Origin of the sequence: Rhodococcus jostii NBRC 16295 (assembly GCF_001894825.1) — a bacterium.
GTDB classification, from domain to species: domain Bacteria; phylum Actinomycetota; class Actinomycetes; order Mycobacteriales; family Mycobacteriaceae; genus Rhodococcus_F; species Rhodococcus_F jostii.
The window spans coordinates 39410-63741 of record NZ_BCWY01000025.1 but is presented as its reverse complement, the minus strand read 5'-3'; the positions used below and the strand labels follow the sequence as shown (position 1 = coordinate 63741).

The window sequence follows — 24332 nt, the reverse complement described above, 5'->3', positions numbered from 1 at the left end:
AGCCACGACTTCCGCGTCATCGAACGGTCGATCTTCAAGTAACCCTTCCGGTTTCCTCGTGTCCCGAGTTCTCGCGCTCATCGGACGTGCGTGAGGTCGCGACCCAGCTACGGAGCAGATCGAGGGCGTCGGCAGATGAGGATCCGGGATCTGCGAGATAGGCGACGATCCGAACGTCGGGAGTCGAAGCAAGGGTGAGGGTCTCGAACGCGACGGTGAGTTCGCCGACCACGGGGTGGCGGATCGATTTGGTTCCACTGGTGTGGATGGTGACCGTGTGTCCTGCCCACCAGGTGCGGAACTCGGGGCTGTGGGTGGCGAGTTCGCCGACGAGAGCCATGAGGGCACGGTCGGAGGGGTCACGGCCGGCGAGGAGGCGTAGCGATGACACGACCTGGCGGGCATTGCGTTCCCAGTCGACGTAGAAGTCGCGAGAGCGGTCGTCGAGGAAGAGGTAGCGCGTGTGGTTGAGCGGTTCGCCGTTGTCGGGGAACACGTGGGGGAACAGCGCTCGACCGAGAGCGTTGGCTCCGACGAGGTCGCCGAGTCGCCCGAGCGCCACGGTCGGAACGTCGGGCATCGTGTCGAGGAGTTGCGCCGCCCGCTGCGGTAGTCGCGACTGAGGCTTGGCGCGAAACTGCCTCACGCGTTCGGTGCAGGACCGTGCGAGGTCGAACAGGTGCTGAGTCTCCGCGTCGTTCATGTGCAATGAACTGGCCAGTGATCGCAGCACGCTCTCGGACACTCCGCGGAGGTTCCCGCGTTCCATCCGGGTGTAGTACGCCGTGCTCACTCCGGCGAGTTGCGCGACCTCCTCGCGGCGCAGTCCGGGGACCCGGCGCTCGCCGCCGAAGACCGTCACACCGGCCGCCTCGGGAGTGAGGCGTGCCCGCATTCCGGTGAGGAACTGCTGCACGTCGTCGCGGAGGTCCATGCAATCGACGGTAACCCGCCCGGTCGCCGTGTGGGAGTGTCTGTGAGTTCCCCCCAGCGGGCGCCTCTGGGGGATAACGACAGTGCCTGCCACCCGTCCACGACCGTACCTACCGTGAAGGCATGCCCGAGAACACCATCACACTGAACAACCACCTGGAGATGCCGGCAATCGGCCTCGGAGTCTTCCAGACTCCGCCCGACGTGACGACCGCCGCGGTCGAGGAGGCCCTCCGGGTCGGCTACCGCCACATCGACACCGCCGCCGCGTATGCCAACGAGCGCGAGGTCGGTGCAGGGATCGGCCGCTCCGGGATCGCACGCGACGACGTCTTCATCGAGACGAAGGTCTGGATCAGCGACTACGGCTACGACGCCACACTGCACGCGTTCGACAAGAGCGCGGGCAAGCTCGGCGTCGACCAGGTCGACCTGCTGCTCCTGCATCAGCCCCTGTCGAGCCGCTTCGATCTCACCCTCGACGCCTACCGGGCGCTCGAGACACTGCTCGCCGACGGCAAGGTGCGCGCCATCGGCGTGAGTAACTTCATGCCCGAACACCTCGACCGCCTCCTGAACGAGACCTCTGTCGTGCCTGCCGTGAACCAGATCGAGGTGCACCCCTACTTTCAGCAAACCGACCTGCAGCGAATGAATGCCGAGCACGGCATCGTGACCCAGGCGTGGTCACCCATCGGCGGCATCACCTCCTACGGCTCCGCCGAGAAGAGCACGTTCGAGGACCCGACGCTGCTCGACATCGCGGAGCGACACGGCAAGTCGGCCGCGCAGGTGATGCTGCGCTGGCATCTGCAGCAGGGACGGTCCGTGATCCCGAAGTCGACGAAGCCCGACCGCATCGCCGAGAACTTCGACGTCTTCGACTTCGAGCTCACCACCGAGCAGCTCGCTGCGATCGACGGGCTCGACACCGGAGTGCGCGGCGGACCGGAACCGGACAACATCACCCTCGAAACGTACGGCAGGGACATCCCCGAGGCCTGGGGTCACCGAAGGTCACGACAGCGGTGAGGAGACCGTCCAATGCCGAAAGAGGAGAGAATATTTCGCCTCGCCCAATGTGACATCCGTTCAGTCTGACTGCGCCGGTGCGACATTGGGTGAGGCTTTCGGCTGAAGTACCGCCCTTGCCCTCGAGTACGCGGCGGCCGGACGGGCACCCATGTGAGTGCCCGTCCGGTCATCTACCGCAGTGGTGGTGCGATGACTCCATCGGGGATCGGGGAGTCGTAGGGCTGCTTGGTGGTTCGTTCGACGAACTCTTCTGTTGCGAGTTTCAGAAGCGCGGGATCGGTGAGGAGGTTCATGGCGGTGCCCGCCATGACCTTGCCCGCGTGGATCATGCCCTTGTGAGCAGCGGGGAGCTTTCCCTGCGCGACGAGTTGCCACGAGTGCGCAGGCGTGCCGCGGGAGACGCAGGCGGTGGTGCACTGCACGGTGGGAGTGACCCAGCTGACGTCGCCGACGTCGGTCGATCCCGTCAGCACACGCCGGGGCGCACCGGCGTCGAAGGTGATCACGCCGTCGTGGAGGGGACTGTCGCCCTCTTCGATCGTGGTGCCGAACATGTCGAGCGGCTTGTCCGTGACAAACTTCCGGGCGGTTGCGAGGTCATCCTCGTCGAACGGTACCGGCCCGAGTTCGCGGAGTGTGTCCTGCATCGATACCTCGAGGACCGTGTTGCCCAGGAGGTTCGAGGAGCCACCGTCGATCTCGATCTCGACTGTCGTCTCGGTCATCTCGGCTGCGCCTCCGGCGATTTTGCGGACACGGTCGAACAGTGCACGCATCTCTCGGACGTTGCGGGCCCGGACGACGTAGTAGGCCTCGGCATACGGTTGGACGACGTTCGCCGAGCGCCCGCCGCCGTCGAGGATCGCGTAGTGGATCCGGCAGTCGGAGTGCATATGTTCGCGGAGGAAGTTGACGCCGACGTTCATCAGTTCGAGTGCGTCCAATGCGCTGCGGCCGAGTTCCGGTGAGGCTCCGGCGTGTGAGGCGACGCCGGTGAAACGCACGTAGGACTGCATGTACGCGAGACTGTGGTCACGTTGCACCAAGGTGCTGTCGCCGGGATGCCAGCAGATCGAGGCGTCGACGTCGTCGAAGGCTCCCGCCTTGACCATGAAGGTTTTGCCCGCCGCGGCTTCCTCGGCGGGGCACCCGTAGTAGCGGACGGTGCCGGGCAACCCGTTCTCCTCGAGGTGGCGTTTGACGGCGGTGGCGGCGAGCAGCGACCCTGCGCCGAGGAGGTGGTGGCCGCACCCTTGGCCGTTGCCCGAGTCGTTGGACGGGTCGGGGGTGCGCTCGGGATTTCCGGACTCTTGGCTCAGTCCGGCGAGCGCGTCGTATTCACCCAGGATGGCGATGACGGGTTCTCCGGAACCGGCCTCGGCGCTGAACGCGGTCGGCACACCGCCGACGGCGGGGGTGATCCGGAATCCCTCCGCGCGTGCCAGTTCGATGTGAGCGTCAGCCGAGCCGGTTTCCTCCCAGCGCAATTCGGGGTTGTCCCAGATCGCGTCGCAAAGTGCGGTGAATCGGGGTGCCAGGTGGTCGATCAGTCGTGCGAGGTCGTGGGTGCTACTTGTCGTGGTACTCATGTCTTGACCTATCAGTTTGGAGGGACAGCGGTTGCGCTCTGCCGGACGCAGATTCGCGTGTTCAGTCGAGAGTGCTCCAGTCCGGGGTCGCCTCCGGGCCGCGGTGTGCCTCGTACCAGGCGGCGACCTGCAGCACGGTCAGGTCCTGCCGACGATCCGCGGCGACCTGCAGTCCGATCGGCTTTCCGTCGTTCGAGAATCCACAGTTGATCGATGCTGCAGGGGTGCCTGCGGCGTTGAACGCGGAGGTGAAGTTGGCCGCCCCGGCGAATTCGCTGATCATCGGGCTCTCGGCGGGCCCGGTCAGGATGCCGGTGGTGGGGGACAGGACGGCGTCGTAGCGTCCGAGCATGTCCGCGGTCTCCTGGACGAACGGACCGATCGAGTCGTATGCCCGCATGAGTTCGAGGGAGGAGAGTGAGTCGATGCTCGACACCGCCGTCACCATCTCCTGGTTCGCTTTGGTGAGATCGTCGACGATGGTCTTGTCGTTCATTTGAGCCCACAGGTGCGCGGTGAAGAAGGGCAGGAATGCAGTGGAGAGGTAGTCCTGGGAAAGGTACGGGTCGAGGGCTTCCACGTGTGCGCCGCCGGATTCGAACACAGCGGCCGCCTGCTGAACGGCGGCGATGATCTCGGGGTCGACGCTCTTGCCTTCTACGGGGGCGAAATTGATGCCGATGCGGAGCCCACGAATATCGATGTCGAGGTCGGTCCAGTCGATCGGTTCGGCAGGCAGCGCGCTGTAGTCGCGCGCGTCGTGGCGGGACAGGAACGCCATCGTGTGGGCTGCGTCGCGCACGGTGCGGGTGATGGGGCCGGCGCAGCGACCGAGGTAGGTGTCCTGGATCGGCACGCGACCGTAGGACGGCTTGAACCCGAAGGCAGCGTTCATTGCTGCGGGCACGCGGATCGACCCGCCGATGTCGGTCCCGATGTTGACCGGCGCGTACCCGAGGGCGGCCGCGACCGCCGAACCGGACGACGAGCCGCCCGTGTTCCAGGCGGGATTCCAGGCGTTGCGCGTGATGCCGTGACGCGAAGACACCCCGGAGCCGATCCCGCTGAAGTCGGGCATGCTGGTACTGGCGACGACGACCGCACCGGCCTCCAGCAGTCGGTCGACGACGGGCGAGTTCTCGGTTGCGATCACCGGTTCGCGTGCGGCGGTGCCATACGACTGTGGCAGACCGACTTTCGCGGTGTTCTCCTTGATGGTCACCGGAACCCCGTCCAGCGGGCCGAGCGCGGTGCCGCTGCGCCACCTCTCGCCGCTGCGCTGTGCGGATGCACGCGCCTCGTCGGTGTCGATCACATAGATCGCGCGGTGGGTGTCGTCCTTCGCCGCGATCCGCGCGAGGGTCGATTCCAGGGCCTCGAGTGGCGTGAGCGATCCGCTGCTGAATGCCTCGTTCAGTTCGGCAACGCTCATCGAGTGGCAGGCAACTGTCTGGTCGGTCATGGGTAGATTCCTCTCGGTCGACATGATGAAGGTGACGGGATCAGGCGGGTGCCGGCTCGTTTTCACCGGCAGGCAAGACGGCGATCGCGCATGCACTCCGCGGGCGGCGTGGGTCGAGGAACGGGGCCGCCGCGGCGATGACGATGCACAGAGTTGCGCAGATCGCCCAGACGGCGGCGTAGGCGGTGAACGACGAGATCGAAGTCGTCTTCTCGCCCACGGTCATCGTGGTGACCAGCGATGACATGATGAGAGCGAACATCGCGCCGGCGATCGACCCCGCACCGGTTCGGGAGCTGTTGTAGATGCCGGAGGCGATTCCGACGGCGTCTTCGGGTGCGCGGTTGACAATGATGGACGGCACGACCCCGGCGAGCGTTCCCACGCCGACGCCCAGCAGGAACAGCCAAATCGAAAAGGCGAGTACATCGTCGTGTACGAGGATCATGGCGATGTACGCGGCGGCGCTGGTCAGTGCACCGAACACGACTGCGTAGCGGGGTGTGAACGTGCGCGCAATCCGGTCGCTGATCGTGGAGGCGATGAACGCTCCGGTGGCAGTGATCGACAGGAGAAGGCCCGCGACGGTGGCCGTCACCCCCAAGCCGTACCCGTATGTCGTCGGATCTGTCCTCGAAAACAACGAGATGGGCGCCTGCGAACCGAACGACTGCGCGCCGAGCAGCGCGGCGATGAGCACCGGAAGGACGAGGCGGCCACGACGCATCACACGGAAGTCGATCAGCGGGTTAGCCGCTCGATTCTCGACGATCACGAACGAGGCCAACGCGACGACGCCTCCTGCGACGAGCGCGACGATCAGCGGGCTCGTCCACCCGATCGCGTTTCCGTTGGACACACCGCCCAGGAGCATCAGCATCCCGGTGGAGAGGAGCGCTGCTCCTGCCCAGTCGATACTCCCTGCTTTGCGTACGGTCGTCTCCTGAACGAGGAAGTGCGCCACGGGAACGCAGAGCGCCAGCATGATCCCGGGCACCAGCAGCACCACCGTCAGGTTCTCGATGCTCGAGATGAACCACCCGGCGAGGAAACCGCCGACGATCACGCCGCCGGTGAGTGCCCCGATCAGACGGCCGATATTGCGACCCGCCCGCTCGGGATCCCGATGACGGACGATCGCGAATTCCAACGGCAGGAACGCGATCAACGGCGCCTGCAGGGCACGCCCGACGAGCAGGACAGCGAACGACGGAGCAAAGGCGACGACGAAGGATCCCACGGCGACCGCAGCGGCGGACGCCACCAGCATCCTGCGGTGCCCGTACATGTCACCGAGCTTGGCGATGATCGGCACGCAGGCCACCGATGCGAGGAGAAATATCGCATTCACCCAGTTCAGTGCTGCCGCCGAGGCGGCATGCTCTTGCCCGATGGTCGTGAGCAGAGGTGGATACCACCCCTGCAGCAGACCGCTTCCGAACTCCATGACGATCAGGAAGCCGACGGCCGCGGAGGATCCGGTGGCCCGCCTCGTGCCGGTGTGCGGCGTAGTGCTCATATGTTCCTCCAGCCGAAAACGTGTGGTGGCCGTATCCTCAGTCCGATTGAAATCCGATAAGTAAAATGTCAGGGAACAATGCAAAATGACTTCATCGAATCCGGATTCTCTGCGTAGAGACTCCGATCTACGGCTGATTCACGCTCTGCAACTCGAACCGCGGGCCTCGTGGTCCGAGCTGGGCCGGGCTCTGGCCACCGATCCTGTCGCGCTGGCCCGGCGATGGGCCAGGATCACCGACGAGGGTCTCGCGTGGATCAGCGGGCAACGACGGCACTTTCCCGCCGTGGCCGTCGTCGAGATCGAATGCGCGCAGGGGAAAGCTGCCGAGACCGCATTTCTGCTCGCCGACGAAGAAATCGTGCGCACCATCGATCACACATCCGGTGGCCGCGATCTCGTCGCCGTGGTCGCGGCATCCGATCTCGAGTCGCTGTCGGCATTCGTGATCGACCGCCTGGGCGATCAGCGTCTGATCACCCACGCTCGCACACACCTGGTCACCGAGGTTCTCGTGGAGGGCAGCGCGTGGCGGCTGAACGCCCTTTCCGAGGAGGAGGCGCAGCGTGTTCCCCGGGCCAAACCACCCCGGCCACGCGCGGCACGGCAGGTTCCCGCCGACCTGCAGGCGGTCATCTTCCGTGAGTTGTACCGGGACGGACGCACCCCTGCCGGTGACATCGCCGCGAAGGCGGGCGTCAGCAACCAGCGAGTCGCCGATGCCATTGCTACACTTCGCTACTCAGGCGACCTCGTTCTACGAACGGATGTCGCCCGCAGCTACACCGGGTGGCCGATCAACGCCTGGTACTTCGTGCAAGTGCCTGCGTCGTCCATCGATCGGCTGCGGTCGACGCTGTCGCGGCTCGCGGAAGTCCGGCTCGCGGTCACCACTGCGAGCCGCTACAACCTCGTCATGACCCTGTGGGTTCGAGACCTCGCCGACGTCAACCGATTCGAAGTCCTACTGGAGAAGGTACTGGCCGGCGCCCGCATCGCCGATCGCGCCGTCGTCATCCGGCAAGCAGTCCACGTCGGTCGCCTGCTGGACACGCGGGGATTCGTCACCAGACTGTCCAGATTTCACGATGACCCGGCCTCGAAACGCTGAGCCGTGTGGCGTCACGTCACCGACAGAGCGGGCGCAGGACCTCAGAGCGTTGGCCGGTTCAGCGGACGCGGCAGCGGTACGAGTGCACCGGCGTCCCGCAGCCGCTCGTACACGCGAACCACCGTGTCGATCTCCCCCGACGCTGCGATGTGCAGAAGCGCACCTCCGTCCGGCAAATCCTGACGGACCGTCCCCAGGCCGGTGGGTACCAGGACTGCGCGGGCTGCACACAGATAGCCGAACCGGCCGACGACAGGATCGCCGACGGTAAATCCGGCGTCGTCCTCGAGCGCATCGAGAATGCCGTCGTCGCTGACGTCACCGAAGTCCGGTTCCCACACCGACGCCAGCACCGCGAGCAGTTCGGATTCGGGGACGACGGCGCCGTCGGGCGCCTCTATCGTCATCACCAGTGACTGCAGCAGAAACTGCGGGGTACCACCAGCCACGCCGGAGAGCTCGACCGCCCACCCACCGTCCCCGGTACATGTCAGCCGTAACCCGGTCCCCGTCAGATCCGACCACGCTTCCGCGCCCTGAGCGACCAGTAGAACTGCCGTCAAGTCCTCCGGGGTACACGCCGTATCCGGTCCCGACGAGTGAACCTGCCGCCACCCGCCTCGCACCGGTGACACAGCACTCGGTAGCAGCTCCGTGACTCCCTCCAACGTCTGCCGCCACCGTCCGGCCAGCGTTTCGACCGGCTCCGGTCGCGGCCCCCAGAACGCCCGTACGACGCGTCGCATACGAATATGTCCTCCCTCGCGATCCGCGCGCCCTGCGTGTGATCAGTGTCCGCTGAGATCGGCGACTTTACATGCGGGCCCCGTCTGTTCGCACTCGTTGCCGTACCACCGTAGGCGGGATCGCGTTCGGTGCGTGCTTCGCCAGGGCGGCCCAACCCATGACCGTTGCCCCTTCCCTCGGCGGGGCCGCCGCCGGAGGATGGTTCGGACACGGAAGCCGAGTCGTGAGGTCGCTCGTGCGAAATGGCGGACCCTGTGCTCGCCCACGCGCCCTCGACGTTCGCTGCCACCTATCGCCTCGCCGGATGTGACATCTGTTCAGTCTGAATTCGCCGGTGCGACATTGGGTGACGCTGGGGGTCAGCGCGACTTGCGCACAGCACCCAGGATCGGCGTCACAAGACCTGCGGCTCCGTACTGTGTGTGCCGCTTTCGGCTGGTCCTGTGGTGAGGTCGACGAGCTCCTGCGCGAGCCGGTGGAGCTTGATGTTTCTTTGCTGTGAGTGGGTGACGAGGAAGTCGAAGGCGTCGTCCGCGGACACCCCTCCGGTGGCCATGACGATCCCCTTGGCCTGCTCGATGACGCTGCGCGACTGCATGGCTTTGGTCAGTCCGGCGATCTCGGCTCGGGCTTCTCGGCCGCCTTGTGCCAGCTGGATGGTCGGCGTGATCAGGTTCGTGTACAGCCGGAGCAGGACGGCGTCGAATTCCGAAAAGGCTTGGGCAACCGGACTGTACAGAGTCAGCGAGCCCGCCGCGTCGCCGATCGTCAGTGGAGCGCACAGAAAGCTACCTGTCTCGAACACCGCCGCTTCGGCTGCGGCCGCGAACGCAGGCCACCAGCGAGCGGTATCGTCCCCGAAGTCGCCTCTGAGCACCGTGTGCGTATCGGCAGCAAGCCGGCCCGGGCCTTGGCGTGTCTGCATTTGAGCGCTCTCGATCGCGGGGACGCGAGGGTTTGTGCACGCGATCGCGTCGTTGCCCATCGCATCAGTGCAAAGAACTACTCCGGCAATCTCGGCGTTGGCGAATGTCTCGACTGCCCACTTGCAGAGTCTTTCCAGCAGAGCATCTCTGGGCGCTTCGCCTTCGAGTAGCCGATGCAATGCGTCGAGTGCCCGTTCGACCGCCTCGATACCGTGGTCGGCACCGCCGCACCTGGACACGACTCTCCCCTCCAATCCTTCAGGCAATCCATGCCAAATTCCGAAGACCTGCCCCAAGCCGCAACCCCGACCTGCCCAGCGCGAGAAGGGTTGGTCGGGGTCGCGGATGGGCTTGCTAGACAGTGAAATCAGTATTACTGCGTCGTCTGGGACGGCGCAGCAACCCCTCGAATGTGGTCACGCGTGAGTCATCACCTGCCTTCCTGTGTCCGCGTCGGTACCTCCGGCTTCACCAGATTGGCGGAGAACGCTGAGTGGCAGATACTTCCGTGTTCGGACTCCGCGTCGGTGTGCGCAGCACCGAGTGAAGTGGAGGCCGGGTATTCTGGCTGTGAACCCGGGTGGCCACAGTAGGCACCGACCGCCTGTGGCCAGGCGTGGGAGCGTCCGCGAAGATACGGTTCACCTCGGCTTCCAGCAGCCGGTACTCGAGGTCATTCCAGACGCATGTGCTCTGTGGCAGTTCCAGTTCGACGGTCGTGGGGTCGGTAAGTACGGGCACCATTGCGTTCACCCCTCCCTCTATGCGTTTCGATCGGCGCAGGATCAGGCGCTGACAGCCTTCCGATCCTCGGTGTGGGCGATCTCGATCTTCCGAGCCTTGGCCCGTTCGGCCACCGGGATCGTCAGCCGGAGCACACCCGATTCGTAGCTCGCGGCGATGCGGTCGGTGTCGAGGTTGTCGCCGAGGAACAGTTGTCGACTGAAGACACCCTTCGGCCGCTCCGAGGCCAGCATCTCCTGGTTGTCGGCGCGGGTGGGTCGTTGGGCATGGACGGTCAGCACATTGCGCTCGACGTCGAGTTCGATCGCGTCGGCGTCCACTCCAGGTAGGTCGAACTCGACCACGAACTGTTCGCCTTCGCGCCAGGCGTCCATCGGCATGGCTGCCGGTCGCGCGGTGGTGCCGAGGATCTGCTGCGTCAGCCGGTCGAGGTCGCGGAACGGATCGGTACGCATCAACATTGTCTCCACCTCCAGAAACCCGAATCGTGATAGGTAACCTTCAGCAAATGCTGTAGATTCGTTATAGCAAACGCGGTAAGACGCCGCAAGGGGGTCTGCGGACTCTATTTCCGAGGAGGCCGCGCTATGGCGACCGACGACGAGTCGCGAGCGAAACGGGGGGTCTACGGCATTGCCGTGGCGTCCGAACTCTCCGGGTTCGGTGTCCAGGCGCTGCGCTTCTACGAGCAACACGGCTTGATCACCCCGGCGCGTACCAGTGGCGGAACCCGCCGCTACAGCGACGACGACCTCGTCCGACTGCGGCGGATCGCCGAGTTGATCGCGGAGGGGGTCAACCTCACAGGTATCTCCCGGGTCCTCGCCCTCGAGCACCTCAACACCGAACTCGTGAGCGACAACGCCCGTCTCAGCGAGACCAACAGCCGGCTCGAGATCGACAACGCAGATCTGAGGAACGCAGTCGAGGACGCGAAGAACCGAAGCCCCTCGCAGTAGGGAGCGGAGCCGAACCGGGCCTGGGCCGCATCCGTGCGGTGGTAGGCGTCCGAGCAACCTACTCGATCAGGTTGGTGACTACTCGGCGTACCGAGCTTCCGCTGCCCCTTGTCGCCCCGCCCAACGTGGCATCCGTTCAGTCTGACTGCACCGGTGTGACATTGGGCGAGACGCTCAGCCGCGGAGCATCCCGGGATGCCCTACCCGACCTACCTCCCGCCGACGATGCCGGTGTCGAGGAGTTTGGTGATGTCGTCGTCGGAGCTGCCGAGGAGGTCGCGGAGCACGCTGCCGGTGTCGTCGCCGACGGCGGAGGCGGGGGCGACGGTGGCGTGGTGCCCGTCGAAGGAGGCGGGGTGTCCGGAGGCGAGGTAGGTGCCGATGCGGGGCTGGTCGAGGAGGGTGAACATCGGGTTCTTTTCGAGTTCCCCGGATTTCACGACTTCCTCGAAGGTGCGGTAGCGCTCGGCGAGCACGGACGTCTTCGAGAGTGCTTCGGCCACTTCGGTTGCGGTATGTTCGCGGAACCAGCGGGCGAACAGGGCGGTGAGGACGTCTCGGTGGGTGAATCGATCGGTGTCGCGGGCGAAGTCGACGTCGAGTGCGGTGGCGAGTGCCTCCACGGCGGCGGTGGTTCCGGTGACGGCGACCAAGTCGCGGAAGTGGCGGGGGGTGAGGGTCACGATCATGAATCGCGCACCGTCGCTGGTGGTGAAATCCGTTCCGTACGTGCCGTAGACGGAGTTTCCGGTCGCCGGCCTGCCGATGCCGTTGATCTGGACTTCGGTGAGGTAGCCGAGCGTGCCGGCGGTGGCGAGCGCGACGTCCTCGAGCGGCAGGCGGATGTGGGTGCCCTCTCCGGTGGCGTCGCGGTGCCGGACGGCGGCGGCGACGGCCAGCGCGGCGTACAGCCCACACACCACGTCCCACGCGGGCAGGACGTGGTTGACGACGCCGGCATGATCGGTGGGACCGGTGATGGACGGGAAGCCGAGCCCCGCATTGACGGTGTAGTCGACGGCGGGGGAACCGTCGGTGCCGCCGAGGACTTCGAGGGTGATGACGTCGGAGCGCAGGGCGGTCAGCGCGTCGTGGGCGAGCCAGTCACGACCGCCGGCGTTGGTGACGAGAATTCCGCCACCCTTGCCGGGGGCCGCGACCAGTTGCTGGACGAGCTGCTGCCCCTCGGGGCTGCGCATGTCGACGGCCACGGACCGCTTGCCGCGGTTGAGACCGGTCCAATAGATGCTCTCACCGTCACTCGTGACCGGCCAGCGCTTGTAGCAGGCGGCGCCGCCGATGGGATCGACGCGGATGACCTCGGCCCCCAGCTGGGACAGCGTCAGCCCGCAGAGGGGAGATGCGACGAAGCTGGAGACCTCGACGATCCGAAGTCCGGCAAGGGGAGTGTGGGCGGTCACGAGAGTTGCTCCTTGGGGGTGGAGGTCAGGCCATGAGGGCGGTGAAGCGCCAGTCGAGGACGGGCACGTCGGTGGCGGTGGCGTTGTGCGCGAACACGAGTGAACGCAGATGCAGTACTCCGCCGCCGCCCGGCAACTCGTCGGCGCTCTCGATCTCGAGTTCGCTGGTGAGGGTGTCGCCTTCGTGGACGGGGCCGGTGTGATCGCAGGACTTCCAACCCAGGACGGTGACCAGGTTGGGCAGGGCGCGGGTGGCCTGACCGAGCGCGATGCCGATGGTGTGCCCGCCGTAGACGAGCCGGCCGTCGGCGCCGACGCGTTCGTCGTGGTGGGTGGCGGCGATGTTGAGGGTGAGGCGCGCCAGTTCGGGGGCGCTGGAGACCACGTCGCCGCTGCTCCGCAGGACGGTTCCGGCGAGGCCTTCCGAGAAGTGCTGTCCGGGAACCTTGTCGCGGTACACGGCGAGATCCCAGCCCTCGGGCGCGGAGAAGGACTGCTCGGACTGCGGACCGATCGCGGACAGGTCGTCGGACTTGCGGACGCGGTCCTCGTCGGGGCTCTCGCTCAGCGGGAGCATCGCGCACCGGTAGAAGTCGAGGACGGTGCGGCCGTCCTGATCGGTGGACATCATCCGGAGTGCCGCCAGACCGGTGGGTTTGCGTCCGGGTTTCGCCGAATTCTCCCGCAGGCCCACCACTTCGGTGCGCGTGTAAAGCGTGTCACCGAGGTGCGGGAAGTGATGGAACCGCAGGCCGCGGTAGAACAGGTTGGCCTTCACGTGATGGGTGGCCAGCGTGGACTGTCCGATGGCGACGTCGCAGACGAGACCGGGGTTCGCAACGGCCTGTTCGGATCCGGTGACCGCCCGGGACAGGTGCGCGTCGAGGGGGAGCCGCAGGCGGTCGCCGAGGATGGCCTGATGCGTCGCGGCGAGGCCACTCGTGAGGGTGACGGCGGGCGCGGTGTCGAAAACCTGGCCGACCTCGAGTTCGTCGAAGTACGGTCCGCCGACGTACGTCTGTGTGATCGTCACTCGGCACCTACCTGAGCCAGGACCCGCCGGGCCGCCACCGCCACGGCCTCGTCGAGCATCTGTCCGTCGAGTTGTGCGGCCCCGTTGCCCGCGGCCTCGGCTGCGGCGAGCGCGTCGATCACGCGTCGCGCATCCTCGACCGCCGTGTCGGTGGGAGTGAAGGCCGAAGCGGCGGACTCGACCTGGGCGGGATGGATGACCCATTTCCCGTCGAACCCGAGCGCGCTGGTCCAGGCTGCCGAGTGGCGGAAGGCGTCGTCGTCGGCGATGCCGAGGAACGGGCCGTCGACGGCCTGGATGCCGGCGGCGCGGGCGGCGACGAGGACGGCGTCCTGGATCGCGAGCCAGTGCTCGGGCAGGGCGGAGCGGGAACGGCCGAGGGCCGCGCCGAGATCGGCGTAGCCGATGACGACGGACTCGAGCCGGGTGACGGCGCGGGTGATGTCGCCGATGTTCTGCACCCCGACCGGGGTCTCGACGAGAGCCTGCACCCCGATGTCGGTGCCGGCGAGAGCCTGATCGGCGTGCGCGAGATCGTGCGCCGTCTCCGTCTTGGGAAGCACGACGGACGTGAGCGCGCTGCCGAGGGAGACGCACAGGGCGAGGTCGTCCTCGGCCCACGGCGTGCTCAGCGCGTTGATGCGGACCGAGACGGCGCGGGAGCCGTCGGACTCCTGCACGAGGCGGCGGACGAGGTCGCGGGCGTCGGCCTTTCTGGCCGCGGCGACCGCGTCCTCGAGGTCCAGGACCACCTCGTCGGCGGTCGACCGGAGTGCCTTGAGGGCCTTGTGCTCGTCGGATCCGGGGGCCACCAGAACGGCGCGCCTGCGGGTGAGGTTCTGCACGATGCTTCATTCCTAGGGTCCGGGAGCCCGGGTCGGGCTGGATATGTACGGCCAGCCTGATGGGGCTGCGCTGCTGATGCTGGCAGCGGCGCAGGGGTCATGTCAAGACCGATCCTTGACTTTAAGCAGACATTGTCGGATTCTGGCCGTACAAATGTTGTGGAGAGTGTGAGGTGGATTCATGGCCAAGCTGAACGAGGAAGAGTCGTATCTGGTCGAGACGGTGCGCGCGTTCATCGACCGCGACGTGAAGCCGACGGTGCAGGCGGTGGAACACGCCAACGAGTACCCCGAGAAGTGGATCGAGCAGATGAAGCAGATCGGGATCTACGGTCTGGCGGTCCCGGAGGAGTACGGCGGATCGCCGGTGTCGATGCCCTGCTACGCGCGGGTGACGCAGGAGTTGGCCCGCGGGTGGATGAGTCTGGCCGGGGCGATGGGCGGGCACACCGTCGTCGCGAAGCTGCTGTCGCTGTACGGCACGGAGGAGCAGAAGCAGCAGTACCTGCCGAAGATGGCGACCGGCGAGATCCGGGCGACGATGGCGTTGACCGAGCCCGGTGGCGGTTCCGATCTGCAGGCCATGTCGACGAACGCCAAGGCGGACGGCGACGACCTGGTGATCACCGGATCGAAGACGTGGATCTCCAATGCCCGCCGCTCCGGCCTGATCGCACTGCTCTGCAAGACGGACCCGCAGGCCACCCCCAAGCACAAGGGCATCTCGATCGTTCTGGTCGAGCACGGTCCCGGTCTCACGGTGTCGCGGGATCTGCCGAAGCTCGGCTACAAGGGCGTCGAGACGTGTGAGCTGTCGTTCGACGGCTACCGCATCCCGGCGACCGCGATCCTCGGCGGCACCCCGGGCAAGGGCTTCGGCCAGATGATGAAGGGCCTCGAGACCGGACGCATCCAGGTGGCGTGCCGGGCGCTGGGTGTGGCGACGGCGGCGCTGGAGGATTCCCTCGCGTACGCGCAGCAGCGGGAGAGCTTCGGTCAGCCGATCTGGAAGCACCAGTCGATCGGCAACTACCTGGCCGACATGGCGACCAAGCTGACGGCGGCCCGCCAGCTGACCTGGCACGCGGCGGAGCAGTACGACAGCGGCGACCGGTGCGACATGGAGGCGGGTATGGCGAAGCTGTACGCGTCGGAGGTGGCGATGGACATCGCCCTCAACGCCGTTCGCATCCACGGTGGTTACGGCTATTCCACCGAGTACGACGTGGAGCGTTACTTCCGAGACGCGCCGCTGATGATCGTCGGCGAGGGCACCAACGAGATCCAGCGGAACGTCATCGTCTCGCAGCTGGTGTCGCGAGGCGGTCTGTAGACCAGCGACCTGCACGTAGGATCGGTGCGCGATGAACGGTAGGGAACGAGAACGAGACACGGAGCCGGCGTACCAGCTGGTGTCGAGGCAGCTCCGCGAGCACATTGCGGCGGGCAAGTACCGCGGCGGTATCAAGCTGCCCACCGAGTTCGAGCTCGCGGAGCAGCACGGCGTGAGCCGGCAGACCGTCCGCCGCGCGTTCCAGGACCTGGTCGCCGAGGGCATCGTCTACCGGGTGCCGGGCCGGGGAACGTTCGCCGCCGAGTCCGACGGCCGATACCTGCGTCAGCTGGGGTCGATCGAGGATCTGATGAATCTGTCCACGGACACCACCATGGAGGTGGTCTCACCGCTGCGCCGGCGGGTCGACATCGAGGCCGCGAGCAGGCTCCGGCTCGACACCGACCTCGTCCACACGGTCGTGTTCCGGCGACGCCACGACGACACCCCGTTCGTGCTGACCACCGTGTACCTCCCCGACGAGATCGCCCGGCTCGTCGCCGAGGCGCCCGAGATGGCCGAGGGCGCCGTCAGCTCGTACACGATCATCGGCCTGCTGGAGCCGCACCTGCGGAGCCCGATCGTCGAGGCCGCGCAGTCGATCACGGTCGCGGCGGCCCCCGCGGACGTGGCCCGCGAACTCGGTTGCCCCGAGGGGCATTCGATGCTGCGGGTGGACCGCCTGTATTCCGACGCGGAGGGGCGGATCGTCGAGTTGGCGGTCAGTTACTTCCTGCCCGAGCACTACACCTATCGCGTGACGCTGCGCCGCGGCGGACGCTGACCGCCGCCCGAAAGCGGCTACGCCGGAAGGTTTTCGCGCGCCCAGGCGGTCAGGGCGTTCAGTGACGGCAGGAGTGCCCGGCCGGCCGGCGTGAGTTCGTAGGCGACCGAGACCGGCGGGCCCTCCTCGACGGAGCGCAGGACTAGTCCGGCGGTCGCCAGTTCGGCGAGGCGGTCGGACAGCACCGAGTCGCTGATGCCGCCGACGCCGCGGCGCAGCTCGGAGAACGTGGACGGTCCGTCCATCAGCACGCCGAGGATCACGCCGTTCCAGCGCTTGCCGAGAAATGTGAAAGCGCGTGCGAGTGCCGCGTCGCAGGCACGGGGTTCGTGCGTCACTTCGTCGTCAGCCACACCTCCACCCTAGCAATGGTGCTAGCATTCGCCCTGCAACTAGTATTTTAGAAGTAACAAGCAGAAAGGGAGTCGATGACGCACGCAATCGCTACAGGTAGAGGACTCGACGACGCGGCCCGGGCGCTGCTCTACACCGAGGCCCGCACCGCCAACAGCTTCGCTCCGACGCCGGTGAGCGACGAAGAACTCGCGCAGATCTGGGAACTCGCGCGCTGGGCGCCCACGGCAGCGAACACCCAGCCGCTCCGGGTGCTGTTCGTTCGCACCGACGAGGGTCGGGCCCGCCTCGTCGAGCACATGAGCGAGGGGAACAAGGAGAAGACCGCGTCGGCGCCCGCCGTCGCCGTCCTCGCCGTCGACCCGCGTTTCCACGACCACATCCCGGCGCTGCTGCCGTTCCGTCCCGAACTTCGCGACGTGTTCGAGGCGAACGAACCGATGCGCAAGCACACCGGGGACTTCAACGCGGCCCTCCAGGCCGGCTACTTCATCCTCGCCGTGCGCTCGCTCGGACTCGCGGCCGGACCGATGGCCGGATTCGACGCCGACGGCGTCGACGCCGAGTTCTTCCCCGACGGTCGCTGGCGATCGACCCTCGTGGTCAACATCGGCCACCCGGGCGAGAACCCCTGGTTCGATCGGCTCCCCAGGCTCGATCCTACGGAATCCGTCTCCTGGGCTTGATGATCGGAGTCGAGGTGCCGCCGGGGGTGGTGCCCGGACCCCAGCTCCCGAACTGCTCCACCACGTCCCTTGTCGTCGGGCGGAGACCATACGTGCACTCGGTGGGCCGGGGGTCGGGCACGAACGCCCACAGGAGCGCGCCCGCCGCCCCTGGATCTCGGCGCCGATCTGCGACGCCCGGTCCGCCGTGGTGGCGCATGACCCGGCGAGTTCGCCGATCTCACCCACCAGGAGCGGTTTCCCCAGCGCCGCAGCCTGTTCGAGGCGACGACCGAGACCGTTCCACTGATCGCCGGGCAGCGGAACGCCGTCGGCGCCGTAGTCGTGATACTGCACGACGTCGACATATGGTGACGCCGAGACGAATTGGTACTCGTCGCCCTGCGTTCCACACTGGCCGCCGCCGGTGAATCCCGCCGTGATCAGCGTCCGCGGATCACGGGCACACACCTCGGCGCCCGCCGTGTCGAAGAAGTCGCGCAGCACCTGCGCCGCGTCCGGCTCGCACGTGCGCGTCCACCACGCGCACTCGGCGTCGGTGCACGTGCTCGTCGCCGGCTCCCCGACGAGTTCCCACGCCGCGAGCGAGGACGAACCCTCGAGCCGGTCGACGGCGGTGCGCATCCATTCCTGAAAGCTCATGAGCGTGCGGGGAGCCCCCCGGGGGGTCGTCGTTCGCCAGCCGTCGACGTCCGGCGCCGGAGCGACAGTCGACACCGCGCCACCTCCCAGCGCCGCCAGAGCGACGGTCGCGATCACCGCCGCCGGCTTCGTGATGCGCGATTGCGTCAGGCTGAATAGTAGAGACCAGGCGGTACGAACAGCGGTCTGTTCGGTACCTCGAGCGACCGTCCAGTCCCTCTGCCAGGGGACGACGCCTCGAACTTCACCCCCTCGACCCGATAGTGTGCACGGCGGGGGCAAGCGCACTTCACCACCGAGAATTCGCAGAGGTTTACATTGTCGAGTCCCGAAACCGACGCCGAGCTCGCAGGCCGCGTCCAGCGCCTGCTGCAGTTCCTGCGCGAGATCGTCAGGGCTCGCACGAAGCCGGTTCTCCGCGTCGACCAGCACGAACAGGTCGAATGGCTGCACCAGGACGGCCGGACGATCCAACTCGATCCCGACGCCGCGCAGGGCGACATCGTGCTACGGGTGCCCCTCATCGGCGTCGACGATCCGCCGGATCTGCCGACCGTCCTCGCCGGCTGGGTCGACGCATCGGCCCGCGCCGACAGCTCCCGCGCCGACCTCGAACTGAACGCGTCCGACGCCTACGCCGAGGATTCCGACGAGGAATACGACGTGCGCCGCGCCTACGACGTCCGGCAGGCGTTCGACGCGTACATGCCGCGCTGGCAGGCGTGGGCGAAGGCCGACCGCGAGCGACGCCCGCACGCCGATCTGTACCAGTCGTTGCAGATGATGCTGCAGGAGCTGAACGCGCGCCCCGAGTCGATCGAACTCGTCCTCGCCTCCGGTCTGCTGATCCTGTCGGGCGCCGGACCGGACGACGGTGTCCAGACCCACCTGGTCACGCAGTCCGCGAGTATCCACCGCGATCCGCGCACCGGCGACCTGCTGGTGCGGCTGATCGCCGGCTCCCAGCCCCGGCTCGAAGACTCCCAGTTGTTCACCGGACTCGACGTCTACGACAGTGCGCACGCGATGCCGTTGCAGAAGCAACTGCAGGACACCGCCGCGTCGCCCCTGAGCGACGGCGTCCGCACCCTGCTCACGGAGTGGGCGCCGAAGTCGCTGATGACGCCTGTCACCATCCGGGACGGCGTCAGGCAGCCCGACGCCGACGCGGACGGCACCCTCACGCTGTCGCCGGCGCTGGTCCTGCGCAAACGCAGTGCGTTCGCCCTGGTCGAGTACTACGAGCAGATGATCTCCCACCTCGAACGCGACGGTGCGACGGTGCCGCTCGGTCTCGCGCAGCTGGTCGAGGCGATCGAACCGGCCGACCGGCTGGCGTGGCTCGAGCGCACCGGCGCCGCCACCTCGTCGACGCTCGCCGAAGACCCGCTCTTCCCGCTTCCGGCCAACGCCGAGCAGTCGCAGATCATCGAGCGGCTCGGAGGCGACAGCGGAGTGGTGGTCGAGGGCCCGCCCGGCACGGGCAAGACCCACACGATCGCCAACCTGGTGTCGGCGCTGCTCGCGCGGGGTCAGCGGGTGCTCGTCACGAGCGAGAAGGCGCAAGCGCTCCGGGTGCTGAGGGACAAGCTCCCGCCCGAGATGCAGGAACTGTGCGTCTCCATCACAGACCTGTCCCGGGGCGGCTCGGACGAGCTCACCCGGAGCGTGGCGACGATCGCCGAGCGGAAGTCGTCGTTCAATCCGCACAGCGAGGGCCAGAAGATCGCCGACCTGCGGGCCCAGCGGGACGAGGCCGTGCAGAAGCGGGCCGTCGTGCTCGAGCAGGTGAAGGCGCTGCGCGAGTCCGAGACGTATCACCACGACACCGTCGCAGACGGGTACGAGGGCACAGCCGCCACCATCGTCCGCAAGGTCATGGGCCTGCACGACGCCTACGAGTGGCTCCCCGGACCGCTGCTGAGCGAACAACCGCCCCTCGTTGGCACCGAGGTCGAGACGCTGCGCCGGCTGTGCGTGACGGCGTCACCCGATCGTGCGCAGCGCTCCCGGCAGACTCTTCCCACGCTCGACTCCCTGCTGCCCAACCGCGCCGAACTCGAACGGCTCTGCTCGCGGGCGTCGACCAGCATCCCCATCGACACCCCGCAGTCGGCGCATCTGCTGGAGGTCCTCGGTGGGGTCGACCCCGAGACCGCGTACACCGTGCGCCGGCACTGCAAGGAACTGCAGGCGCGCGCCCACGACGTCCTCGACCTGGACGGCCAGTTCCAGACCCTCGCCGACACGGTGCTCTCCGGCCGCGCGACCCACCTGTGGGGCCGCCTCGACGCCCTGCCCGCGATCGTCGAGGCGGCCGCGGCTGCCGACCGCTACATCGGCGCGCACGACGTCCAGTGCTCCGTCATGACCAGGCCCGCACTGCAGGCGGTGGGCGCGTTCGCCGTCGCGATGGAATCCGGTGCCGTCGAGTGGAAGGCACGCTTCCGGCGCAGCGAAGAGCAGAAGGCCGTCGAAGAACTCGGCATCGACGCCGTCGTCGACGGTGTGCCCGCCACGACCGCCGCCTCGGTGCGGCTCGTGACCGAGCACCTGCGCGCCCACGACGCAGCGAAGACCGCCGCCACACTGCTGGCCGATCTCCGGATTCCGGTGGACATGAACGGTTCTCGTGCCGTCCAAGTCGACAGCCTCAACATGATCGTCGGCCGGGTGGCCCGCGTGCGCGCCCTCCTCGTCGCCCGCGACGCACTCGCCCGTGAACTGTTCGCGCTGTCGCCGAACGCGCCGCGGATCCGCAACCTCGCCGACGCCACCGCGGTGGCCGGGGCCGCGGAGGCCATCACCACGCGCGCCGATGTGGACGATGCGCGGGCCGCGCTCGACACCATCGTCTCCGCCGTGTCCACCGAGGTCGACGCGGGACCGTCGCCGGAAGGCACTGCCCTGGTGGCGGCGCTCGACCAGGCCGACAACGCGGCCCTCTCGGACGCCCTCACCCGCTACGCGATCGCGCGCGTCGAGCAGCAGGACCAGCGGCTCTTCGACGAACTGTCCGAACGACTCTCACCCGTCGCCCCGGCCCTGTACGAGTTGGTGCGCCGGACGGCGGCGCTCACCGAGTGGGACGAGATGAGCTGGCAGATGTCGGAGGCCTGGGCGTGGCGCCGCGCCCGCCAATGGGTCACCGAGCAGCACCGGGCCGGTCGAGAGCAGGAACTGGAAGCGGAACTCAATGCCGTCGACGCGGATCTCGCGCACCTGACGGCACGGCTCGCCGCGGCCACCGCGTGGCGCGACTGCCTCGAACACCTGACGGCAGATCAGGTCCGGGCACTGCAGACGTACCGCGAACACATCTCGAGCATCGGCGCGGGCGCCGGCAAGTACGCCGAGAAGTACCGCAGCGCAGCACGTTCCGCGATGGGTGAGGCGCAGGGCGCCGTCCCCGCATGGGTGATGCCGCTGCAGCAGGTGCTCGCGTCGATCCCGCCCGTGCCGGGCAGCTTCGACGTCGTCATCGTCGACGAGGCCAGCCAGGCCGACATCACCAACCTGTTCCTGCTGTGGCTGGCACCGCGGGTGATCGTCGTCGGCGACGACAAGCAGTGCGCACCCGCCGACATCCCCACCAACGGCACCCTCGACGACGTGTTCACCCGGCTCGACGCCTACCTGCCGGACCTGCCCGAATACGTCCAGGCCACGCTCACGCCGCGGTCGAGCCTGTTCTCGATCCTGCGCACCAGCTTCGGGCAGGTGGTCCGGCTCCGCGAGCACTTCCGCTCGATGCCCGAGATCATCAACTGGTCGAGCACCCAGTTCTACGGCGAGCTGCCGCTAGTCCCGGTGCGGCAGTTCGGAGCGGATCGGCTTCCGCCGCTGAAACATACGTACGTATCCGACGCCGCCGTGTCGGGCCGGGATTCGAGCCTGACCAACCACGTCGAGGCCGCCGCCCTCGTCGACCAGCTCATCGAATGCCTCGTCGACCCCCGCTACGACGGCAAGACATTCGGAATCGTCGTGCTGCAGGGACAATCCCAGGTCGACGCCATCCGCACCGAACTCGTCAAGCGCATCGGCATCGAGCAGTGGGAGCAGCGGCGACTGCGGGTCGGGACACCGCCGGACTTCCAGGGCGACGAACGGAGCGTCGTCTTCCTGTCGATGGTCGTGGCGCCCGAACAGAACTTCGCACCGCTGACGGCCAACCAGTACAAGAGGCGGTTCAACGTCGCCGCGTCACGGGCGCAGGATCAGCTGTGGCTGTTCCACTCCGTCACCGTCGACGAACTGAAACGCGCCGACCTGCGCAACTCCCTGCTCAGCTACATGATGTCGACGTCGCCGGCGCCCGCCGACCCGATGCCGCAGGACGTCGACCGCGACGTGCGGATTCCGCCGTTCGACAGCCTGCTCGAGCAGCGGGTGTTCAACGACATCGCAGAACGCGGCTATCACGTCAATTCGCAAGTCGAGGTGAACAATCGGCGCATCGACCTCGTCGTCACCGGCGGCACGATGAGACTCGCCGTCGAATGCGACGGCGACGCCTTCTCGACCACCCCGGAGCAGCGGATCGCGGACCTCGAACGGGAGCAGGAACTCAAGCGGTGCGGCTGGACGTTCTGGCGGGTCCGCGAGTCGGAGTACTACCTCGACCCGAAGACCGCGCTGTCGAGCCTGTGGGACACGTTGGACAACCTGGGCATCGCACCGCACGCGGTCGACCACGCGCTCGCCATCGAGGCCGCCGCCACCGAACGGGCGGCCCGCGATGCCGCCGCCGCGTCCGAGCGCGGAAAGCACGCCGCCCCCATAGGCGCTTCGCGCCCGTGAGTACTTATTAACGTCCCGCGGTTAATAAGTACTCACGGGCGTAGGCAAGCAACTCGTCCGATCTCCAGCGCCACCCAGACCGCACCGTCCGGTCCCACAGCGATCCCGTGCGGCTCCGAAGACGGTGTTGGTAAGTCGTATTCGGTGATGTCGCCTCCCGACCCGACGTGCCCGATGCGGTTTGCGCCCCATTCGGTGAACCAGCAACCGCCGTCGGGGTCGGCGACGATGGCGTGAGGTCGGGCCGAGCTGTCCGGGAGTGCGAACTCGTCGATCCGGCCGTGGACGGAGATCCGGCCGATCTGCCCGGCGCCGATCTCGACGAACCACAGCGTGTCGTCGGTCCCGCGGGTGATTCCCACCGGCCCGGCGGTGGGCGTGGGCAGAGAATGCACCACGACGTTGCCGTCGACGTCGATACGGCCGATCGCGTTCGCCTGGTTGAGGGTGAACCACAGCGCGTCGTCCGGTCCCGACGTGATCGCCGAAGGGAACCCGCCGTCCGTGGGCAGCGGGAACTCGGTAATCTGCCCGTCGGTAGTGATCCGTCCGATCCGGTCGGCACTCGTCTCGGTGAACCACAATGCGCCGTCCGGGCCTGTGACGATCCCGAACGGGCCGCTGTCAGGGGTTGGGGTCCTGAAGGAATCGGTCACGCCGTTCGACGTCATCCGTCCGATCCGGTGGTCGCGGAACCGCGTGAACCACAGGGCGTCGTCCGGACCGGACGTGATGATGGTGGGCCCGCAATCCGCGGTGTCGAGCGGATACGTCGCGACGTCGCCGTCGAAGGTGAGGCGCGCGATTCGACCGGCGTGGACGAGTGTCAGCCACAAGGCCTGGTCGGGCCCGGCCGTGATCGCATACGGCCCCGACCTCTCGTCGGCGACAGCGAACTCCAGAATCTTCGAACTCATTGTGCGCTCGCCCCCGTGAGTACTTGTTAACGTCCCGCGGTTAATAAGTACTCACAGGCGCGAAGCGCACAGTGCTCACGGGCGCGGGAGCGCACGACTGTCGCCACGGAACTCGGCGATGACGTCGTCGCCGCGCCGGACGGTGACGTCGTAGATTCCGTTGCGCCCGTAGCGTGCCCGTTCGACCGCGTCGGCGACGAGGGTGTCGCCGAGGCGGGTGGCCGCCAGGAACCGGATGTCGGCGCGGGCGGCGACGGCGGGCAGGTCGTATCCGTTGCAGGCCATCGCGAAGGCGGTGTCGGCGAGGGTGAAGACGAAGCCGCCGTGGGTGATGCCGTGGCCGTTGACCATGGTCTCACCCACGACCATCGACGCGACCGCGTGGCCGGGGGTCAGTTCGAGGATCTGGATGCCCAGCGCCTGTGATGCGGTGTCGGCCTCGAACATCTCCCGTGCGATTCGGCACTCCGTGGATGCGTCGACAGTCAT

General features: G+C 67.3%; 20 protein-coding genes and 1 pseudogene. 7 read left to right on the top strand and 14 right to left on the bottom strand.

The features are described 5' to 3' along the window. Positions 1-34 precede the first annotated feature (34 nt). Positions 35-934 (bottom strand): helix-turn-helix transcriptional regulator, encoded by a 900-nt coding sequence (locus tag RJ1_RS17870; protein WP_073362109.1) that lies wholly within the window; start codon positions 932-934, stop codon positions 35-37. A 122-nt stretch (positions 935-1056) separates the two neighbouring features. Here RJ1_RS17870 and RJ1_RS17865 point away from each other — a divergent pair, with 122 nt between their 5' ends. After that, positions 1057-1965, top strand: coding sequence for an aldo/keto reductase (locus RJ1_RS17865; RefSeq protein WP_073362107.1), 909 nt, complete (start codon positions 1057-1059; stop codon positions 1963-1965). A gap of 173 nt (positions 1966-2138) precedes the next feature. On the opposite strand, the gene RJ1_RS17860 is transcribed toward RJ1_RS17865, so the two are convergent. The 3 genes from RJ1_RS17860 to RJ1_RS17850 all read right to left on the bottom strand — a co-directional run bounded on the left by RJ1_RS17860 (position 2139) and on the right by RJ1_RS17850 (position 6538). Continuing rightward, the gene (locus tag RJ1_RS17860) at positions 2139-3557 is read right to left on the bottom strand and encodes a M20 family metallopeptidase (protein ID WP_073362105.1); all 1419 of its coding nucleotides are present in this window, start codon (positions 3555-3557) and stop codon (positions 2139-2141) included. Positions 3558-3618: 61 nt separating this feature from the next. Then, positions 3619-5019: an amidase gene (locus RJ1_RS17855; RefSeq protein WP_073362103.1), complete on the bottom strand. Its 1401-nt coding sequence runs from the start codon at positions 5017-5019 to the stop codon at positions 3619-3621. Positions 5020-5059: 40 nt separating this feature from the next. After that, the gene (locus RJ1_RS17850; protein ID WP_073362101.1) at positions 5060-6538 is read right to left on the bottom strand and encodes an MFS transporter; all 1479 of its coding nucleotides are present in this window, start codon (positions 6536-6538) and stop codon (positions 5060-5062) included. 85 nt (positions 6539-6623) lie between these two features. On the opposite strand from RJ1_RS17850, the gene RJ1_RS17845 reads away from it, so the two are divergent. Beyond that, positions 6624-7649 carry an Lrp/AsnC family transcriptional regulator gene (locus tag RJ1_RS17845; RefSeq protein WP_073362099.1) on the top strand — a complete coding sequence of 342 codons (1026 nt, stop codon included), beginning with the start codon at positions 6624-6626 and terminating at the stop codon, positions 7647-7649. Positions 7650-7690: 41 nt separating this feature from the next. On the opposite strand, the gene RJ1_RS17840 is transcribed toward RJ1_RS17845, so the two are convergent. The 3 genes from RJ1_RS17840 to RJ1_RS17825 form a co-directional block, all read right to left on the bottom strand. Then, positions 7691-8395: a hypothetical protein gene (locus tag RJ1_RS17840; RefSeq protein ID WP_073362097.1), complete on the bottom strand. Its 705-nt coding sequence runs from the start codon at positions 8393-8395 to the stop codon at positions 7691-7693. A 395-nt stretch (positions 8396-8790) separates the two neighbouring features. Next, positions 8791-9381, bottom strand: coding sequence for an ANTAR domain-containing protein (locus RJ1_RS17835; RefSeq protein WP_240319898.1), 591 nt, complete (start codon positions 9379-9381; stop codon positions 8791-8793). A 726-nt stretch (positions 9382-10107) separates the two neighbouring features. After that, positions 10108-10527: an Hsp20/alpha crystallin family protein gene (locus RJ1_RS17825; RefSeq protein ID WP_073362093.1), complete on the bottom strand. Its 420-nt coding sequence runs from the start codon at positions 10525-10527 to the stop codon at positions 10108-10110. A gap of 126 nt (positions 10528-10653) precedes the next feature. Here RJ1_RS17825 and RJ1_RS17820 point away from each other — a divergent pair, with 126 nt between their 5' ends. Further along, complete coding sequence (locus tag RJ1_RS17820) at positions 10654-11025, top strand: MerR family transcriptional regulator (RefSeq protein WP_073362091.1); 372 nt, start codon at positions 10654-10656, stop codon at positions 11023-11025. A gap of 209 nt (positions 11026-11234) precedes the next feature. On the opposite strand, the gene RJ1_RS17815 is transcribed toward RJ1_RS17820, so the two are convergent. From RJ1_RS17815 to RJ1_RS17805, 3 genes are read right to left on the bottom strand one after another with little or no spacing between them, the layout of a single operon-like run. After that, positions 11235-12446, bottom strand: a complete 1212-nt coding sequence (locus tag RJ1_RS17815; protein ID WP_073362089.1) for a CoA transferase — start codon at positions 12444-12446, stop codon at positions 11235-11237. Between the two features lie 25 nt (positions 12447-12471). Further along, positions 12472-13479 (bottom strand): MaoC family dehydratase, encoded by a 1008-nt coding sequence (locus tag RJ1_RS17810; RefSeq protein WP_073362087.1) that lies wholly within the window; start codon positions 13477-13479, stop codon positions 12472-12474. Further along, the gene (locus tag RJ1_RS17805; RefSeq protein WP_073362085.1) at positions 13476-14324 is read right to left on the bottom strand and encodes an HpcH/HpaI aldolase/citrate lyase family protein; all 849 of its coding nucleotides are present in this window, start codon (positions 14322-14324) and stop codon (positions 13476-13478) included. Before RJ1_RS17805 ends, RJ1_RS17810 begins: the two co-directional genes overlap by 4 nt. A 181-nt stretch (positions 14325-14505) precedes the next feature. On the opposite strand from RJ1_RS17805, the gene RJ1_RS17800 reads away from it, so the two are divergent. Both RJ1_RS17800 and RJ1_RS17795 read left to right on the top strand, forming a co-directional pair. Beyond that, complete coding sequence (locus RJ1_RS17800) at positions 14506-15657, top strand: acyl-CoA dehydrogenase family protein (protein ID WP_073362083.1); 1152 nt, start codon at positions 14506-14508, stop codon at positions 15655-15657. Positions 15658-15688: 31 nt separating this feature from the next. After that, entirely contained in the window at positions 15689-16441 is a 753-nt protein-coding gene (locus RJ1_RS17795; protein ID WP_073362081.1) for a GntR family transcriptional regulator, read from the top strand. Positions 16442-16458: 17 nt separating this feature from the next. Here the strand turns inward: RJ1_RS17795 and RJ1_RS17790 are convergent, their stop codons facing one another. Continuing rightward, the gene (locus tag RJ1_RS17790; RefSeq protein ID WP_073362079.1) at positions 16459-16794 is read right to left on the bottom strand and encodes a winged helix-turn-helix transcriptional regulator; all 336 of its coding nucleotides are present in this window, start codon (positions 16792-16794) and stop codon (positions 16459-16461) included. Positions 16795-16869: 75 nt separating this feature from the next. On the opposite strand from RJ1_RS17790, the gene RJ1_RS17785 reads away from it, so the two are divergent. Then, a complete protein-coding gene (locus RJ1_RS17785) occupies positions 16870-17481 on the top strand; it encodes a malonic semialdehyde reductase (RefSeq protein ID WP_073362078.1) in 612 nt (203 codons plus the stop codon). On the opposite strand, the pseudogene RJ1_RS47760 reads toward RJ1_RS17785, so the two are convergent. After that, positions 17456-18171, bottom strand: a pseudogene (locus RJ1_RS47760) (beta-mannosidase); the annotation flags it as partial. The gene RJ1_RS17785 and the pseudogene RJ1_RS47760 sit on opposite strands and share 26 nt — an antisense overlap. Before the next feature lie 270 nt (positions 18172-18441). On the opposite strand from RJ1_RS47760, the gene RJ1_RS17775 reads away from it, so the two are divergent. Next, positions 18442-22926 carry a PDDEXK-like endonuclease domain-containing protein gene (locus RJ1_RS17775; protein WP_073362076.1) on the top strand — a complete coding sequence of 1495 codons (4485 nt, stop codon included), beginning with the start codon at positions 18442-18444 and terminating at the stop codon, positions 22924-22926. A 32-nt stretch (positions 22927-22958) separates the two neighbouring features. Here the strand turns inward: RJ1_RS17775 and RJ1_RS17770 are convergent, their stop codons facing one another. Next, positions 22959-23843 carry a Vgb family protein gene (locus RJ1_RS17770; RefSeq protein WP_073362074.1) on the bottom strand — a complete coding sequence of 295 codons (885 nt, stop codon included), beginning with the start codon at positions 23841-23843 and terminating at the stop codon, positions 22959-22961. A 75-nt stretch (positions 23844-23918) separates the two neighbouring features. Next, positions 23919-24332 (bottom strand): hydroxyphenylacetyl-CoA thioesterase PaaI, encoded by a 414-nt coding sequence (gene paaI / locus RJ1_RS17765; RefSeq protein ID WP_073362072.1) that lies wholly within the window; start codon positions 24330-24332, stop codon positions 23919-23921.

Coding starts and splice junctions, on each gene's coding strand:
- RJ1_RS17820 (WP_073362091.1), top strand. CDS start 10,654: ATGGCGACCGACGACGAGTCGCGAGCGAAACGGGGGGTCTACGGCATT.
- RJ1_RS17825 (WP_073362093.1), bottom strand. CDS start 10,527: ATGTTGATGCGTACCGATCCGTTCCGCGACCTCGACCGGCTGACGCAG.
- RJ1_RS17785 (WP_073362078.1), top strand. CDS start 16,870: ATGACGCACGCAATCGCTACAGGTAGAGGACTCGACGACGCGGCCCGG.
- RJ1_RS17840 (WP_073362097.1), bottom strand. CDS start 8,395: ATGCGACGCGTCGTACGGGCGTTCTGGGGGCCGCGACCGGAGCCGGTC.
- RJ1_RS17770 (WP_073362074.1), bottom strand. CDS start 23,843: ATGAGTTCGAAGATTCTGGAGTTCGCTGTCGCCGACGAGAGGTCGGGG.
- RJ1_RS17835 (WP_240319898.1), bottom strand. CDS start 9,381: ATGGGCAACGACGCGATCGCGTGCACAAACCCTCGCGTCCCCGCGATC.
- RJ1_RS17865 (WP_073362107.1), top strand. CDS start 1,057: ATGCCCGAGAACACCATCACACTGAACAACCACCTGGAGATGCCGGCA.
- RJ1_RS17860 (WP_073362105.1), bottom strand. CDS start 3,557: ATGAGTACCACGACAAGTAGCACCCACGACCTCGCACGACTGATCGAC.
- RJ1_RS17855 (WP_073362103.1), bottom strand. CDS start 5,019: ATGACCGACCAGACAGTTGCCTGCCACTCGATGAGCGTTGCCGAACTG.
- RJ1_RS17795 (WP_073362081.1), top strand. CDS start 15,689: ATGAACGGTAGGGAACGAGAACGAGACACGGAGCCGGCGTACCAGCTG.
- RJ1_RS17870 (WP_073362109.1), bottom strand. CDS start 934: ATGGACCTCCGCGACGACGTGCAGCAGTTCCTCACCGGAATGCGGGCA.
- RJ1_RS17850 (WP_073362101.1), bottom strand. CDS start 6,538: ATGAGCACTACGCCGCACACCGGCACGAGGCGGGCCACCGGATCCTCC.
- paaI (WP_073362072.1), bottom strand. CDS start 24,332: ATGACTGTCGACGCATCCACGGAGTGCCGAATCGCACGGGAGATGTTC.
- RJ1_RS17845 (WP_073362099.1), top strand. CDS start 6,624: ATGACTTCATCGAATCCGGATTCTCTGCGTAGAGACTCCGATCTACGG.
- RJ1_RS17800 (WP_073362083.1), top strand. CDS start 14,506: ATGGCCAAGCTGAACGAGGAAGAGTCGTATCTGGTCGAGACGGTGCGC.